The organism is Enterobacter sp. SA197 (assembly GCF_054131575.1).
Genome location: NZ_CP096393.1, coordinates 4,365,972 through 4,381,637 on the forward strand (window position 1 = coordinate 4,365,972; position 15,666 = coordinate 4,381,637).

Genomic DNA, 15,666 nt, shown 5'->3' on the forward strand with positions numbered 1-15,666 from the left:
ATGCCGTGATAACTCACTCAGAATCTTTGATGAAGTTCGACAGTTTTCCTTGCTAACAATCCCCCTCCGCCCCGTTTACTATCCTCTCCATTGACAGCATACATGCGGCTTTTGCCCATATATGCGCACTTTACAACGGCTGTGGCCACTAAGGTTCCCTGGAGAGAAAGATGAAAAAATTAGAAGATGTTGGTTTGTTAGTTGCTCGTATTTTAATGCCCATTCTGTTTATCAGCGCAGGCTGGGGCAAAATTTCTGGTTATGCCGGTACGCAGCAGTACATGGAAGCGATGGGCGTACCCGGATTTATGCTGCCACTGGTTATTCTGCTTGAGTTTGGCGGCGGTCTGGCCATCCTGTTTGGTTTCCTGACCCGTACCACAGCGCTGTTTACTGCGGGCTTCACGCTGCTGACCGCATTCATCTTCCACAGCAACTTTGCAGAAGGTATGAACTCACTGATGTTCATGAAAAACCTGAGCATCGCGGGCGGTTTCCTGCTGCTGGCCATCACCGGACCAGGCGCTTTCAGCATCGACCGCGTACTGAATAAAAAGTGGTAAGCGCTCTATACTGAAAAGAACAGATTAGAAAGCGAGGAGATCTCTCCTCGCTTTTGCCATTTAAAGGAGAAACAGAATGGGACAACTGATTGATGGGGTGTGGCACGACACCTGGTATGACACCAAATCGACGGGGGGACGCTTCCAGCGCTCGGTTTCGGCATTTCGCAACTGGCTGACGGCGGATGGCAGCGCCGGTCCTTCCGGTGAAAGTGGCTTCGCTGCGGAAAAAGACCGTTATCACCTCTATGTTTCTCTCGCCTGCCCCTGGGCACATCGCACGCTTATTATGCGTACCCTGAAAGGGCTCGAATCCTTCCTGCCCGTCTCGGTCGTCAATCCGTTGATGTTTGAGAATGGCTGGACCTTTGATGACAATTTCCGTGCGGCTACGGGAGATTCTCTTTATCAGCACGAATTTCTCTACCAGCTCTATCTGCATGCCGACCCCCACTACACGGGTCGGGTCACGGTCCCGGTGTTGTGGGACAAGCAGAACCACACGATTGTGAGTAACGAATCCGCTGAAATCATTCGTATGTTCAATACCGCCTTCGATGCCCTTGGTGCGCGCGCTGGCGATTATTATCCTGTGGCGCTGCGCCCGCAGATAGATGAGTTGAACAGCTGGATCTACGACAATGTTAACAATGGTGTCTACAAGGCTGGCTTTGCCACCAGTCAGCAGGCTTACGACGAAGCCGTTGAAAAGGTGTTTGAATCACTGGGTCGGCTGGAACAAATTCTGGGGCAGCACCGTTACCTGACGGGCGATCAACTGACCGAAGCCGATATTCGCCTGTGGACTACGCTTGTGCGTTTTGACCCGGTGTATGTGACCCACTTTAAATGCGATAAGCACCGCATCAGTGACTACCTTAATCTGTATGGCTATCTGCGCGATATTTATCAGATGCCGGGTATCGCTGAGACGGTCAATGTTGAGCACATCCGCAACCACTACTACCGCAGCCATAAAACCATCAACCCGACGGGCATTATTTCTGTAGGTCCGTGGCAGGATCTGAATGAACCCCACGGGCGCGATATGCGCTTTTCATAATCTCCCCATCAGGGCGCTAACCGGCGCCCGAAAAATCTCCCCGCACGCTATTTTTTGCCGTCCGTTTTGCTATTCGCTAAAAAAGAGAGAATACGGCTGGCGTATGTAGGTCAGCAGGAGGCTGGATAAAGAAAACCACTTCGGGCCCATGCCGGAAGCGGCTTTATAAAGGATGAGGTCGGGAGGTTATTTTCCGGAGAACAGTTTTGGAATTTCGCGCAGGCACCACGCCTTCGCTTCCCCCATACTGTCACGTCGCCAGGCCATGATAATGTCCACTTCGCTGGTGTATTCCGGACTGACCACGCGCAATCGCCCTTCAGCGATATCCTGTTCAACCAGCGGATAAGGCATGGTAGCAACACCCAGCCCTGCCAGCAGCGCCTGACGTTTATCTTCGATGGTGCTCACGGTGAGTCGCGGCTGTTTGTCCAGCAGCTGCACGGTCAGTACCGGGCGCTCACGGGCGGTATCCGCCACCGCCACGCCGCGGTATTTCACACGCGTCACCTCAGAGAGTGGTTCCGGCTCCTGGTGAATGGGATGATCCGGGGCCGCGACATAAACATTCAGCACCTTATAGAGCTTGCGGGAGTTTATCTCTGAGGAGGAGCGAAAATGCATATCGGGCGCAATAACAATATCGGCCCGCCCCTGCTCCAGCCGCTCCCAGGCACCTGCCAGCACTTCTGTAATGATTGAAAGTTGCGTGTTCGCTTTGTTAGCCAGCTTCTCAACCAGTGGGTAAATTTCATGCGTAGGCACCAGCGCTTCAGTCACCAGCGTCAGGTGAGTTTCCCATCCGCGCGCCAGGGCTTCAGCATCTGTTGTCAGTTTGTCGGCAGCTTCCAGCAGAACGCGACCACGCTCCAGCAGCATCCGCCCGACATTCGTAAATTTTGTTCGATGACCGGAGCGGTCAAACAGCACCACATCCAGCTCTTCTTCCAGTTTTTGCATGGTGTAACTGAGTGCTGAGGGTACACGCCCCAGTTCATCTGCCGCTGCCGCAAAGCTACCACGTCGGTCGATTGCATCCATCACGCGCAGCGCTTCGAGCGTAAGTGCCCTGTCTTTCGCCATTTTTTGTTCTCATTCAGGAAATTTGAACATACCGGGCAGAATATCTGGCTAACAATGAAGCGTCCATACCTTTACCATTGTTTTAGTGTAAAGAGAGGTCAAGAATTATGATTATTACCCGAACAGCCAAACAATGCGGTCAAGCCGACTTCGGCTGGCTACAGGCCCGCTACACCTTTTCCTTTGGACATTACTTTGACCCGAAACTTTTGGGCTACGCCTCCTTACGCGTTCTGAACCAGGAGGTGCTCGCACCTGGCGCATCGTTCCAGCCGCGAACCTACCCTAAAGTGGATATCCTTAATCTGATCCTCGAGGGCGAAGCGGAGTACCGTGACAGCGATGGCAACCATGTGCAGGTTAAAGCAGGCGAGGCGATCCTGATTGCGACTCAGCCTGGCATCAGCTATAGCGAGCATAACCTGAGTAAGGATAAGTCCCTGACCCGTATTCAGTTATGGCTTGATGCCTGTCCTGAACGTGAAAATTCCACGGTGCAAAAAGTCGCCGTGCATCCGGAGCCACGCCAGTTACTGGCCTCACCGGATGGCAGTGAAAACAGTCTGCAACTACGCCAGCAGGTGTGGGTACACCACATTGAGCTGCAAAAAGGTGAAACGCTGAGTTTTCAGTTACATGGCCCGCGCGCGTACCTGCAATCAATCCACGGCACCGTACATGCGGTAACGCCGTGTGAGGCAAAAGAAGCGCTGACCTGCGGAGACGGTGCATTTATTCGTGATGAAGCTAACGTTACGCTCGTCGCCGATACGCCGCTTCGCGCTTTGCTGATAGATTTACCGGTGTGAGCCGGTCAAAGGAGTAAATATGCACACATTAACCAGCACGCGTCATTCAACGCCCTCCGGGGCCCAGCGGGAAAAAACAAAAACAAGCAAACCCTTTAGCTTTGAAGAGATGTTGAGCGAACTGGAAGCCATCGTCGCTGACGCAAGCCTTAAGCTGGCAGAAGAAGAGAGGGCCTGAAAGGCCCCCTTTTTTATGCGCGCTTCGCGCCCTCCGATGATCGACCAGGCTGCGGAATTAAGAAACCTTCCTCGCCATGATTTCGATTATCTGCCGGTCAGTCTGCAGCATTGACTGGCAGGCCAGCGAGCACAAGTTAGCGATAGACTGCTCAACGTTGCTCGCCACTATCCCTTCGTTGCCGGTGACGGCGGAGTCATCCAGCGCCATCAGCACCGCTTTCCAGGCAGAAGAGGCGCTGGTAGAGACTTTCATTGCGCAACTGTTGGATGCGCCGTCACATATCATTCCGCTGATATCGCCAATCATGCTGCTTATTGCCATAGAGAGGGTGTTGTACCCGCCGCCCATTAGCCATGCCATACCTGCCGCAGCGCCCATGGCTGCCGTTGTTGCCGCGCAAAGCGCGGACAAACGTGGCAACTGATGATGAATATAAATAGCGCACAAATGCGACAGCATCAACGCACGCGCCAGCCGCTCCTCATCCGCGCCAACATGTTCCGCCACTACCATTACCGGCATTGTTGCGACAATACCCTGATTGCCGGACCCCGAATTACTCATCGCAGGAAGCGTTGCCCCACCCATACGGGCATCCGAGGCGGCGCTGGTTCGGATGAGAATGGCAGTGAGCAAATCGTCAGACAACAGGCCGCTGGTGCATTTCTTTTGCAGCGTTGCGCCAATATGCAGCCCCCACTGGCCGCTTAACCCTTCCTCTGAGAGCGCCCCGTTGAGCCTTGCCGCCTCAAGAATAAAGCGGATCGAATCGAACGACACCGCATTGATGAAAGCCAGAATCTCCTCCAGCGAGGTCTGCGACAACACACTGAGCGGCGAAGGCCGGGTCGTTTGCTGGCTACAATTATCGCGGGTAAAAACTACAGCTTTGTTGGTTTCGATCCGCACAACGTTGGTGTGATCGCCAACGATCGTCACGCAGGCCCAACTGCTGGTGCTGTAAACTTTGGCCCGAGAGAAAAGGATATCGTCACAGGGCTCCTGCAATTTGACGGTCACCCGTCCTGCTTTGAGCATCGCTTTCGCTTTCGCAATCTGCTGCTCAGTAGCACTTTTCAGCACCTCCAGTCCGGCTTTGCCATCACCGCCGATGGCACCGAGCGCCGCCGCGACAGGCAAGCCGACCATTCCGGTGCCGGGCACCGTCACGCCCATACCATTTTTCATTAAGTTTGGCGAAACCCAGGCATCAATGCGCTCAATTTCCCCTTCAATTTCCGACGCCGCCACGGCAGCCGCCAGCGCCAGAGAAATGGGCTCCGTACATCCCAGCGCAGGTTTTACTTCCTCTTTGACTGCCAGGATAAAACGCTGCCACAACGGATTCATTGTCGATTCGACCATAACAATAACCTTACTCTCAGGGGATTAAGCGAATGCCAGGAATGGCGAGACGCAAAGCAGCAAACCAGTGAAGATAATCAGATACAGAGAAGCGCCTTTGTATTTATGCAGTGCCGGAACTTTATAGACCAGCCAGGCCGGGATCAGGCATCCCACCATGCCAAAAATGGGGCTACAAATAGAAGTGAAGCTCAGGACAGGTGCATTCAGAACGATAGCGCTCCAGGCCAGCAGGATGGCGAACACCATGATGCCGCGCTGTACCGTTTTTTCTTTAATTTTCTCGACGGGCATATTGCGACGCAGAATATTCATCACAATCCCTTGGGTGGCTTCGCGAAAACCTAAATAGACACCGAAGAATGCCGTCATGACGGCGAAAATATTAAGGATTACGCTGACAACTTTTACCCATCCGGCGCCTGCTCCGCTAATAAACTGCGCGGCAATTGCCAGCGCGGAAATATTCTGCTCGTAGGCTTTTACAGCTTCGTCGTGGCCCATCGCCAGAGTAAATGAAACGGCATAGAAGAAGACGGTGACAAACAGAATGCCAAACGCAACATTCATCGCCCGCAGGGCTTTATGACGAGCAACCTCAATAGATTTCTCACGTGAACGGTAAGAAATCACCATTGGGCTTAGGGTCTGAATAAAGAGGATCGAGGTCAGTGTAAAGGGTAGCGTAATAATGGCATTTTTAATTAGCAGCGCGACTGGTGGCAGCGACCCAATGTTATAGAGATGCCACATACCAATCATTGATAACCCTAATGCCGCAACAACCAGGAGTTTGGTTAATACCATTCCGGTCGAAATTTTAAAAAGTAGTTTTTCGCCGCGTGAGGAGATGGCAACCAGAATGCAGATCAGCACCAGCCCATAGAAGGGGCTATCTGAGAGCAGGCCTTCCGTGACACCGAAGGTTTGCAGATAGGAGGCGCTGTCGTTGGTAATAGCAGTGGAATAGACAAACATCCAGATTACCAGCATGACAAAATAGAGTGCGCCTAACAGAACACCCCAGTTTTTACCCAGATACCCACTAATCACGCTCGGGTAATCTTTACACTCCGGAGATTCCGCCAGGGTATTTATAAATAAACGTTGAAAAAGATACATTGCCGGATAGCCAATAACCGAGGAGAGTAAAAATACCCATAACCCCATTAATCCAACCTGTACCGGAAGAAAAACGATCCCTGCACCAATGGCCATGCCGATACTCATAATAACCCAACCAGTATCAGTGCTGTCGAATTTAATTGCTTCCCGCCATTCACTTTCAGTCATTCCCGCCCGATAAACTGAAGTTGATGCGTTGATAGTTCCATTATTAATTATTGCTTTATCCATAATATTTTCGCTCAAAGTAAAAATAAAAATTTTTATTATTTGTTTCCGCAACAAGGCGATATGCGGCACGAAAAAAATGCAGGCGAGTTATTGGAATGAATAAATCATACGCGCAGGGAAAGAGAAAAACTTCACAATAACGATGCCATACAACGGCAGAATTAATAAAAATTTTCTACAAAATAGAATTTTTAGACCCTTTCATTCTATTTTTGAGCGAGATCACAACGAAAGAACACTCTATTTTCTGTCCCCTGAAAAAGGTGTTACCTATCGATACTCTTCCTGGTGCCACCGTTACTTTAATCCGTGGCGCATCGCTTACGCTTACCTGTAGCGGTCGCCCTCTTCCAGGCTCTCCTCAAAACCATACGGGTTTCGCCGGGACAGTGCGCGCTTTATGGGTTATCCAGCAACGATGTGCCGTAGGAGTTATCGACCGTACATAACCAGCGGCCATCGGCTTCAGCGCGAAAGACATAGGTCGCCCGCCGGGTTGTGTCGACCATGCCGCCTTTCCCGTCCGGGTAACGCAGCAGCGTCTCCATAATGACGAGCGCGTTGCCTGCCCCCTCAATCACCTGCATCTCACCTTGTTCCACCACCAGCGTTCCCTGGAAGTAATCCGCGATGGCGATAAATGCTTTACGGATGTTCTCTTTGCCACGGGCAATCATGCCGGGCCGGATGACCAGAGCAGCATCTTCTGCGTAATAGGTCAGCAGCGTGTCGTAGTCTTTCGCTGAAATCGCCTTATCGCAGGCGTCGATGATTTGCCGTAAAGGGTGCGAGCTCATAGCGGATTCCCGTTTATTACCTGGTGAGGTCAGTAGAACATGGTTGCGAGGAGATGTAACGCCGTGTTGCGCTGAGCTACCGGAAATGGGGAGGATGCGTGCTATGTTCCCCCTCACCCCAGCCTTCTCCCCAAGGGGGCGAATGGGCCCCAGTAATGTCACGTTTACAGCGATAAAACTGCTCAATGAGAATAAAACAGTTACCGCGATGAGAGGGTCCGGCTGAAAATCGACGACGCGTATCCGTAGGGCCGGGGCGACGCGCAGGGATGCGCGGCGAGGGCGGCTTTACAGGGAGGTTTCCTCCGCCCGTCCCCGATAAGCCTGAAGGATTAAGCATCGTGGACCGCGAAGCGGCGATTTTCCTGGCCGGGAGCCCGGGTCGCCAGGGGGGTGGCGGTGAACCACCCTGGCACGTTCACGGGTTCTGGAGCTACAGAGAAGTAAGGAATATAAGGTGAACGGAATGACCATCAGAGCCGCATGTTCCCCTCACCCCAGCCCTCTCCCCAGGGGGGCGAATGGGCCTTCGGGCAACGTTTTCCCCGGACACAAAAGCAAAAAAACCCACCGAAGCGGGTTTTTGCCTGAATAGAGTCGAAACTGACCGATAAGCCGCTTTCTTTTCGTAAAAAACGTCGTTGGACAGCCATTCAACTTTTCAGACGATACAAAAGCAAAAACCCGCCGAAGCGGGTTTTGACCTGAAAAGTTCGAAGCTGACCGATAAGCCGGGTTCTGTCGTGGACAGTCATTCATCTAGGCCAGCAATCGCTCACTGGCTCAAGCAGCCTACCCGGGTTCAGTACGGGCCGTACCTTGTGAACCCCTATTTGGCCTTGCTCCGGGTGGAGTTTACCGTGCCACGGACTGTTACCAGCCGCGCGGTGCGCTCTTACCGCACCCTTTCACCCTTACCTGATCCCACTTGCGTGGGCCATCGGCGGTTTGCTCTCTGTTGCACTGGTCGTGGGTTTCCCCCCCAGGCGTTACCTGGCACCCTGCCCTATGGAGCCCGGACTTTCCTCCCCTCCGCCCGTCTCCCCCGAAGGAGGACGACGACGAAGCGGCGACTGTCTGGTCAGCTTCGGCGCGCAGTATAGAAGGTTTACGCCCTGATGTCACCCCTCAGTCAGCATGCCCACCCGCAAAGTGGCGGCAATATTGCGTGAGGCGCGATAGATGTTATCAAAGGCTCCGCGAAACGCCTCTTCCAGTGTACCGATGCTGGTCAGTACGCTGAACACCGCATCGATACCATACTGGTGAACAACGCCGACATCACGCGTCAGGCTACCGGCAATACCAATCACCGGCTTGTGGTATTTTTTCGCCACATTGGCTACCCCCACCGGCACTTTGCCGTGGATGCTCTGGCTGTCGATACGACCCTCGCCGGTCACCACCAGGGTGCAGTCATGGATATGCTCTTCCAGATTCAGCGCCTGGGTGACAATTTCGATGCCGCTACGCAACTCTGCGCCAAGGAATGCCATTAAGGCCGCCCCCATACCGCCCGCCGCGCCGGAGCCAGGTACATTTTTCACATCGACATTCAGCGACTTTTTGATGACCTCAGCGTAGTGGCTAAGGTTGCGATCCAGTTCGACGATCAGCGCTTCCGTCGCCCCTTTTTGTGGCCCGAAAATACGCGATGCGCCCTGCTCACCGGTGAGCGGGTTGGTTACATCACATGCCACCCGAATAGTGCAGCTACTCAGGCGCGGATCCAGACCGGCGATATCAATGGAGTTCAGGCTCATCAGGCTGCCACCGCCATTACCGATCTCGGTGCCGTTTGCATCACATAGTCTGGCGCCCAGCGCCTGCACCATGCCCGCTCCACCGTCATTCGTGGCGCTGCCGCCAATGCCAATAATGATATTTTTTGCCCCCTGTTCCAGCGCATGCAGAATAAGTTCCCCGGTGCCGCGCGAAGTGGTAATTAAGGGGTTACGTAACTCAGGAGGCACGAGTGCCAGTCCGCTCGCCGCAGCCATTTCAATGAAGGCAGTTTTTCCGTCACCGGAAATGCCCCAGTTGGCGTTAACGGTTTCACCTAATGGACCGGTGACACTCGCGGTTTGCAATGTACCTTTTGTGGCGGCAATCATGGCCTCAACCGTTCCTTCACCGCCGTCCGCGACCGGAACTGAAACGTATTGAGCATCCGGGAAAATTTCCCGAAATCCTTTTTCTATCGCCTGGGCTACTTCGGTAGCAGAAAGGCTTTCTTTATAAGAGTCTGGGGCGATTACGATTTTCATAGTTGATTAGCCTGACATTGCCGCGCAAGGCATACACCCCCCTCTTGTGGCGATACACATCTGTTACCTGCCATGAGGGTGGCGTATAAGAAATCCAGGGCGCGGTGCCGCGCCCGTCTTGTTAGCGAGAGATCTCTACTTTCGCCAGTTTTTCGTAGTAGCACGCGATAGCGCTATGGTCGTCGTTGCCATGACCATCAGCACGCAGCGCCTGCATCATTTCCATCACCGCAGCAGTCAGCGGCAGCTGAGCGCCCACACCATGCGAGGTATCCAGCGCATTGGAGAGATCTTTAATGTGCAGATCGATACGGAAGCCCGGTTTGAAATTGCGGTTCAGTACCATCGGTGCTTTTGCTTCCAGCACGGTGCTGCCTGCCAGACCACCACGGATGGCTTCAAACACCAGCTCCGGGTTAACGCCCGCTTTGGTGGCCAGTGAGAGCGCTTCAGACATGGCAGCAATGTTCAGCGCAACGATGACCTGGTTTGCCAGTTTGGTGACGTTACCCGCACCGATATCACCGGTATGAACCACAGAACCCGCCATCGCTTTCAGCAGATCGTAGTATTTGTCGAACAGCGCTTTGTCACCGCCAACCATCACGGACAGGGTGCCGTCGATAGCTTTCGGTTCGCCGCCACTTACCGGGGCATCCAGCATGTCGATGCCTTTTGCTTTCAGGCCTTCGCTGATTTCACGGCTGGCCAGTGGCGCAATGGAACTCATGTCGATAAGAACAGTGCCAGGTTTAGCCCCTTCCACGATGCCACCCTCACCCAGCGCCACCTCTTTCACGTGGGGGGAGTTTGGCAGCATGGTGATGATCACATCACACTGTTCTGCAATGGCCTTCGCGCTGGTTGCAGATTGCGCGCCAGCGGCAACCAGTTCGGCAACCACGTCGCTGTTGCGGTCAGAGACCACCAGTGAGTAACCTGCTTTAATGAGGTTTTTACTCATTGGTTTACCCATGATACCCAGGCCAATGAAACCAACTTTCATCGTCATAATTGCGTCTCTCTCTTTATTCAATGGTGGTGTGATTATTTTTTAAAGGTATCAGCCAGTCGCTGCGTGCCAGCGCGGAACACGCCCAGATCGCTGCCAACGGCAACAACGGTCGCGCCCCATTCCAGATAACGGCGCGCATCAGCTTCGACAGGGGCCAGGATACCGCTCGGTTTGCCATGTGCTTTTGCACGGGCAAAAATGTGTTGAATGGTGCGCTGGACTTCCGGGTGCGCAGCATTACCGATGTAACCCAGGGTGGCGGCAAGATCGCTCGGACCAACGAATACACCGTCAACGCCCTCGGTTTCGAGGATGGCGTCGAGGTTATCCACGCCCTGCTGACTTTCGATCTGCACGATGATGGTGATGTTCTTGTTCGACTGTGCAAAGTAATCCGGCACGGTACCGAACATGTTGGCCCGGTGAGATACAGACACACCGCGAATACCTTCTGGCGGATAGCGGGTAGCAGACACCGCGCTTGCCGCTTCTTCAGCCGTTTCCACGAACGGCACGAGGAAATTATAAAAACCGATATCCAGCAGACGTTTGAATACAATCGGATCGTTGGTCGGAATACGCACGACCGGCGCGCTTGTACTGCCTTTCAGCGCCATCAACTGCGGTACAAAAGAGAGCACGTCGTTAGGGGCGTGTTCACCGTCCAGAAGCAGCCAGTCAAACCCTGCCAGCCCAAGAACTTCGGTACTGATGTGACTGCCCAGCGCCGACCAACAACCGATCTGAACCTGATTAGCCGCCAGTGCAGCCTTAAATTTGTTCGGGAAAATATCGTTACTCATCTTTTGCACCTTAAAAATTTGTCGTTGCTTACTTTTTCAATTCCATACGTTTGATGTCGCCGACCACGAACAGGTAGCACACCATCATCATCAGGGCCGAACAGCCGACAAAGACCAACGCACCGTTGAAAGAATGCAACTCTTTGACCATGTATCCAATTGCTAACGGAGTAACAATGGACGCCACATTACCGAACACGTTAAACACGCCGCCGCACAGACCGACTATTTCTTTCGGTGCGACATCGGAGATAACAGGCCAGCCCAACGCGCCAAAGCCTTTTCCGAAGAATGCCAGCGCCATCAGCGCGATGACCAGCACGGTGTTATCAGTGTAATTACACAGAATGATGCTGGAAGCCAGCAGCATCCCCAGCACAATCGGCAGCTTACGAGCAACGGTCAAAGAGTGACCGCGCTTGATAAGGTAGTCAGAGAAGAGGCCGCCTAACACACCGCCACCAAAGCCGCAGAGCGCTGGGATGGAGGCAACGAATCCCACTTTCAGAATCGACATCCCTTTCTCCTGCACCAGGTAGATAGGGAACCATGTCAGGAAGAACCAGGTAATGGTGTTCAGGAAGTACTGACCAAAGAACACGCCAAGCATCATGCGGTTAGACAAAAGCTGCTTGATGTAATCCAGTTTCGGGCCTTTCTGGCCGCCGTCGGTTTTCTTGTGATCCATATCGACGACTGCGCCATTGGCTGAAATGTAATCCAGCTCCTCACGGCTCATGCGAGGATGGTCAGTAGGGTTATGCATGTACTTAACCCAGATGGCGGTCAGTACGAAGCCCATTGCACCCATTACGGTAAACACATGTTCCCAGCCCCAGGCAAAGGTCAGATAACCCAGCAGTGGAGAGAACAGCGCCAGAGAGAAGTACTGCGCAGAGTTAAAAATGGCGGATGCCGTTCCACGCTCTTTCGCCGGGAACCAGGCCGCCACAATACGGGCGTTTGCCGGGAAGGAAGGCGCTTCAGAGAAGCCCAGCATAAAACGCATCAGGAACATGGAGATACCAGCCCACGCAATCGGGAAGACATCAACAAAGCCCTGCAGGAAGGTAAAGAGAGACCAGAAAAAGAGGCTATAGGTATACACTCTTTTAGAGCCAAAACGGTCAAGCAGCCAGCCGCCTGGAATCTGCATCAGCAGATAGGCCCAGCCAAACGCAGAAAAGATATACCCCATGGAGACTGAGTCCAGCTGCAACTCCTTCGCCACATCCGTTCCTGCAATAGAAAGTGTTGCACGATCCGCGTAGTTAATTGCTGTTACGATAAATATAATCAGCAATATTAAATAGCGGGTTGGAATACTCCGTTTCACTTCAATGTTATTTTGTACAGACATAGGAACACCTCAGGCACTTCTTAATTTAGAAATTTAATTATTTTAATGTGTGAGTTACCTGACTTATTAATAAGCGTTCGCAGCGAATTATCAGGTAAGGGCATATTCAAATTTATTACTGCTCAGTATAATCATCGTCCAACGCCCGTGCATTGGGTTGTTGCTCAATTTTGACAGGAGAGAACAAGATTATTTTGAGCATATGCACATACGCCTGGGCGCTGATGCACAGATCTTACTATTACCCCCCAGACGGGACGGGCAATCGCAAAAATAAGTGATTTAGATCACATTTTAATATTTGAACTCCTGACATTCTTATTTCATCGAACGAGGTTTTAATTTCTGAAAATTACAGAGTCGTTTCTACTTTATTTCTTTTGAGTAATGCATCGTACAGTTAGCTGGAGATTATCTGACAATGGCCGACATTGAAATTAGACAGCAGTCGCCTACGGCGTTTTATATTAAAGTACATGAGACCGACAACGTCGCGATCATCGTTAATGACAATGGTTTGAAAGCGGGAACACGTTTCCCGGACGGGTTAGAGTTAATTGAACACATCCCGCAAGGCCATAAAGTTGCGCTGGTAGATATTCCACATCACGGTGAGATCATTCGTTACGGTGAAGTCATCGGCTATGCGGTACGTGATATTGCGCGTGGTAGCTGGATCGACGAATCCACAGTTGAGCTGCCCAAAGCACCACCACTGAATACGTTACCTTTAGCGACTAAAGTGCCAGAAGCACTGCCGCCACTGGAAGGCTATACCTTTGAAGGCTACCGCAACGCGGACGGCAGCGTCGGTACTAAAAACCTCCTCGGCATCACCACCAGCGTGCATTGCGTAGCTGGCGTGGTTGACTATGTGGTGAAAATCATCGAACGCGACCTGCTGCCTAAATACCCGAACGTCGATGGCGTGGTCGGTCTGAACCATCTTTACGGATGTGGTGTGGCCATTAACGCTCCGGCAGCCGTGGTGCCAATCCGTACCATTCATAACATTTCGCTGAACCCGAACTTCGGTGGCGAAGTGATGGTTATCGGTCTTGGCTGTGAAAAACTGCAACCGGAGCGCCTGTTGCAGGGCACCGATGATGTGCAGGCTATTCCGGTGGACAGCGCAAGTATTGTGCGTCTGCAGGACGAACATCACGTGGGCTTTCGCTCTATGGTGGATGACATTCTGCAAGTGGCTGAACGTCACCTGGCGAAACTCAATCAGCGTAAGCGCGAAACCTGCCCGGCGTCTGAGCTGGTCGTAGGCACCCAATGTGGGGGGAGCGATGCGTTCTCCGGCGTGACCGCCAACCCGGCAGTCGGTTTTGCCTCAGACTTGTTTGTGCGCTGCGGTGCGACCGTGATGTTCTCTGAAGTGACCGAAGTGCGCGATGCTATCCATCTGCTGACGCCACGTGCGGAAACGGAAGAAGTCGGTAAACGCCTGCTCGAAGAGATGGCCTGGTACGACAACTACCTGGACATGGGTAAAACTGACCGTAGCGCCAACCCTTCTCCGGGGAACAAAAAAGGCGGTCTGGCTAACGTGGTGGAAAAAGCGCTGGGCTCTATCGCCAAATCCGGCAAAAGCGCCATTGTTGAAGTGCTCTCGCCGGGCCAACGCCCGACCAAACGAGGCTTAATTTATGCAGCAACCCCGGCGAGTGACTTCGTCTGTGGTACGCAGCAGGTGGCTTCCGGTATCACCGTTCAGGTCTTCACGACCGGTCGCGGTACACCGTATGGCCTGATGGCGGTGCCGGTCATCAAGATGGCGACCCGTACTGAACTGGCCAACCGCTGGTTTGACCTGATGGACATTAACGCGGGCACAATCGCAACAGGCGAAGAGTCCATCGAGGATGTGGGCTGGAAACTGTTCCACTTCATCCTGGATGTGGCGAGTGGCCGTAAGAAAACTTTCTCGGATCAATGGGGTCTGCACAACCAGCTGGCGGTGTTCAACCCTGCTCCGGTGACCTGATTCATCATTATAAAAATCTCATCGTATTTTTAGCATGGCTCCGGCCATGCTTTTTTTATGGCTGAATCAGCGTTGCAAACAGGCATGGCTGACGAGATACAGATACCTTACTCGCCCTGCTGCTCCAGGGCGTACTTATAGAGCGCGTTTTTCTTCACACCGTGAATTTCCGCCGCCAGCGCCGCCGCCTTTTTCAAAGGCAACTCGGCCTGCAGCAACGCCAGGGTGCGCAGGGCATCGGCAGGCAGTGCTTCTTCTTGCGCTTTATGCCCTTCGACAATCAGCACCATCTCGCCTTTACGACGGTTCTCATCCTCTTTGACCCACGCCAGCAGTTCGCCAACCGGGGCACCGTAAATGGATTCCCAGGTTTTGGTCAGCTCACGGGCCAGAACGACGTAACGCCCTTCCCCCAGCACCGTCACGATATCTTCCAGGCTTTCCAGCAGGCGGTGGGTGGACTCATAAAAAATCAGGGTACGTGGTTCAGTTTCAATGGCTTTCAAGGCATCCCGACGGCCTTTGGATTTAGCGGGCAAGAAGCCTTCGTAGCAGAAACGGTCAGACGGCAAACCGGCAGCACTGAGCGCAGCAATGGCGGCGCAGGGGCCTGGTAGCGGCACAACACGGATGCCCGCTTCGCGGCAGGTGCGCACAAGGTGATAACCAGGGTCATTAATCAGCGGCGTGCCCGCGTCAGAGACCAGGGCAATGTTCTGCCCCTCTTGCAGCTTTGCCAGCAGCGTATCGGCTTTTTGTTGCTCATTATGATCATGCAGCGCGAACAGGCGTGCGTTGATGGCAAAATGCTGGAGCAATAATCCGGTATGGCGGGTATCTTCAGCGGCAATCAGATCGACATCCTGCAATACGGTAAGCGCACGCTGGGTGATGTCCCCCAGATTGCCAATGGGCGTGGGGACAATATAGAGCTGGCCCTGAGAATTGTCCGCTGATTCGTGTTGTTTCATTGTTCTATCCGTATTGCCGATTTAATATTGAGCATTGCGT

The 15,666-nt window shown here is 53.0% G+C and carries 14 protein-coding genes and 1 other RNA gene; 5 read left to right on the forward strand and 10 right to left on the reverse strand.

Annotated features, from left to right (window positions below; all coding sequences use genetic code 11):
* Nucleotides 1-170 precede the first annotated feature (170 nt).
* Both M1D91_RS20380 and M1D91_RS20385 read left to right on the forward strand, forming a co-directional pair.
* The gene (locus M1D91_RS20380) at nucleotides 171-563 is read left to right on the forward strand and encodes a DoxX family protein (RefSeq protein ID WP_437431770.1); all 393 of its coding nucleotides are present in this window, start codon (nucleotides 171-173) and stop codon (nucleotides 561-563) included.
* 76 nt (nucleotides 564-639) lie between these two features.
* Nucleotides 640-1,626, forward strand: coding sequence for a glutathione S-transferase family protein (locus tag M1D91_RS20385; RefSeq protein WP_437431769.1), 987 nt, complete (start codon nucleotides 640-642; stop codon nucleotides 1,624-1,626).
* Between the two features lie 186 nt (nucleotides 1,627-1,812).
* On the opposite strand, the gene M1D91_RS20390 is transcribed toward M1D91_RS20385, so the two are convergent.
* Nucleotides 1,813-2,709 carry a LysR family transcriptional regulator gene (locus tag M1D91_RS20390; RefSeq protein ID WP_437431768.1) on the reverse strand — a complete coding sequence of 299 codons (897 nt, stop codon included), beginning with the start codon at nucleotides 2,707-2,709 and terminating at the stop codon, nucleotides 1,813-1,815.
* A gap of 107 nt (nucleotides 2,710-2,816) precedes the next feature.
* On the opposite strand from M1D91_RS20390, the gene M1D91_RS20395 reads away from it, so the two are divergent.
* A complete protein-coding gene (locus M1D91_RS20395) occupies nucleotides 2,817-3,518 on the forward strand; it encodes a pirin family protein (protein WP_437431767.1) in 702 nt (233 codons plus the stop codon).
* 19 nt (nucleotides 3,519-3,537) lie between these two features.
* Complete coding sequence (locus tag M1D91_RS20400) at nucleotides 3,538-3,696, forward strand: hypothetical protein (RefSeq protein WP_437431766.1); 159 nt, start codon at nucleotides 3,538-3,540, stop codon at nucleotides 3,694-3,696.
* A gap of 57 nt (nucleotides 3,697-3,753) precedes the next feature.
* Here the strand turns inward: M1D91_RS20400 and M1D91_RS20405 are convergent, their stop codons facing one another.
* From M1D91_RS20405 to M1D91_RS20440, 8 genes are all read right to left on the reverse strand, one after another.
* Complete coding sequence (locus M1D91_RS20405; protein ID WP_437431765.1) at nucleotides 3,754-5,064, reverse strand: L-cysteine desulfidase family protein; 1,311 nt, start codon at nucleotides 5,062-5,064, stop codon at nucleotides 3,754-3,756.
* A 24-nt stretch (nucleotides 5,065-5,088) separates the two neighbouring features.
* Entirely contained in the window at nucleotides 5,089-6,420 is a 1,332-nt protein-coding gene (locus tag M1D91_RS20410; RefSeq protein WP_437431764.1) for an SLC5/6 family protein, read from the reverse strand.
* 398 nt (nucleotides 6,421-6,818) lie between these two features.
* The gene (locus M1D91_RS20415; RefSeq protein WP_437431763.1) at nucleotides 6,819-7,217 is read right to left on the reverse strand and encodes a YybH family protein; all 399 of its coding nucleotides are present in this window, start codon (nucleotides 7,215-7,217) and stop codon (nucleotides 6,819-6,821) included.
* 711 nt (nucleotides 7,218-7,928) lie between these two features.
* Nucleotides 7,929-8,306, reverse strand: an RNA gene (rnpB, locus tag M1D91_RS20420) — RNase P RNA component class A.
* 32 nt (nucleotides 8,307-8,338) lie between these two features.
* The gene (gene garK / locus M1D91_RS20425) at nucleotides 8,339-9,484 is read right to left on the reverse strand and encodes a glycerate 2-kinase (RefSeq protein ID WP_437431762.1); all 1,146 of its coding nucleotides are present in this window, start codon (nucleotides 9,482-9,484) and stop codon (nucleotides 8,339-8,341) included.
* Between the two features lie 121 nt (nucleotides 9,485-9,605).
* A complete protein-coding gene (garR, locus tag M1D91_RS20430) occupies nucleotides 9,606-10,496 on the reverse strand; it encodes a 2-hydroxy-3-oxopropionate reductase (protein WP_437431761.1) in 891 nt (296 codons plus the stop codon).
* A 35-nt stretch (nucleotides 10,497-10,531) separates the two neighbouring features.
* Entirely contained in the window at nucleotides 10,532-11,302 is a 771-nt protein-coding gene (garL, locus tag M1D91_RS20435) for a 2-dehydro-3-deoxyglucarate aldolase (protein ID WP_437431760.1), read from the reverse strand.
* A gap of 28 nt (nucleotides 11,303-11,330) precedes the next feature.
* Nucleotides 11,331-12,662: an MFS transporter gene (locus tag M1D91_RS20440; protein ID WP_437431759.1), complete on the reverse strand. Its 1,332-nt coding sequence runs from the start codon at nucleotides 12,660-12,662 to the stop codon at nucleotides 11,331-11,333.
* A 421-nt stretch (nucleotides 12,663-13,083) separates the two neighbouring features.
* Between M1D91_RS20440 and garD the strand changes: the two genes are divergently transcribed.
* A complete protein-coding gene (gene garD, locus M1D91_RS20445; RefSeq protein ID WP_437431758.1) occupies nucleotides 13,084-14,655 on the forward strand; it encodes a galactarate dehydratase in 1,572 nt (523 codons plus the stop codon).
* A gap of 107 nt (nucleotides 14,656-14,762) precedes the next feature.
* On the opposite strand, the gene rsmI is transcribed toward garD, so the two are convergent.
* The gene (gene rsmI / locus M1D91_RS20450; RefSeq protein WP_437431757.1) at nucleotides 14,763-15,626 is read right to left on the reverse strand and encodes a 16S rRNA (cytidine(1402)-2'-O)-methyltransferase; all 864 of its coding nucleotides are present in this window, start codon (nucleotides 15,624-15,626) and stop codon (nucleotides 14,763-14,765) included.
* Nucleotides 15,627-15,666: the final 40 nt, after the last annotated feature.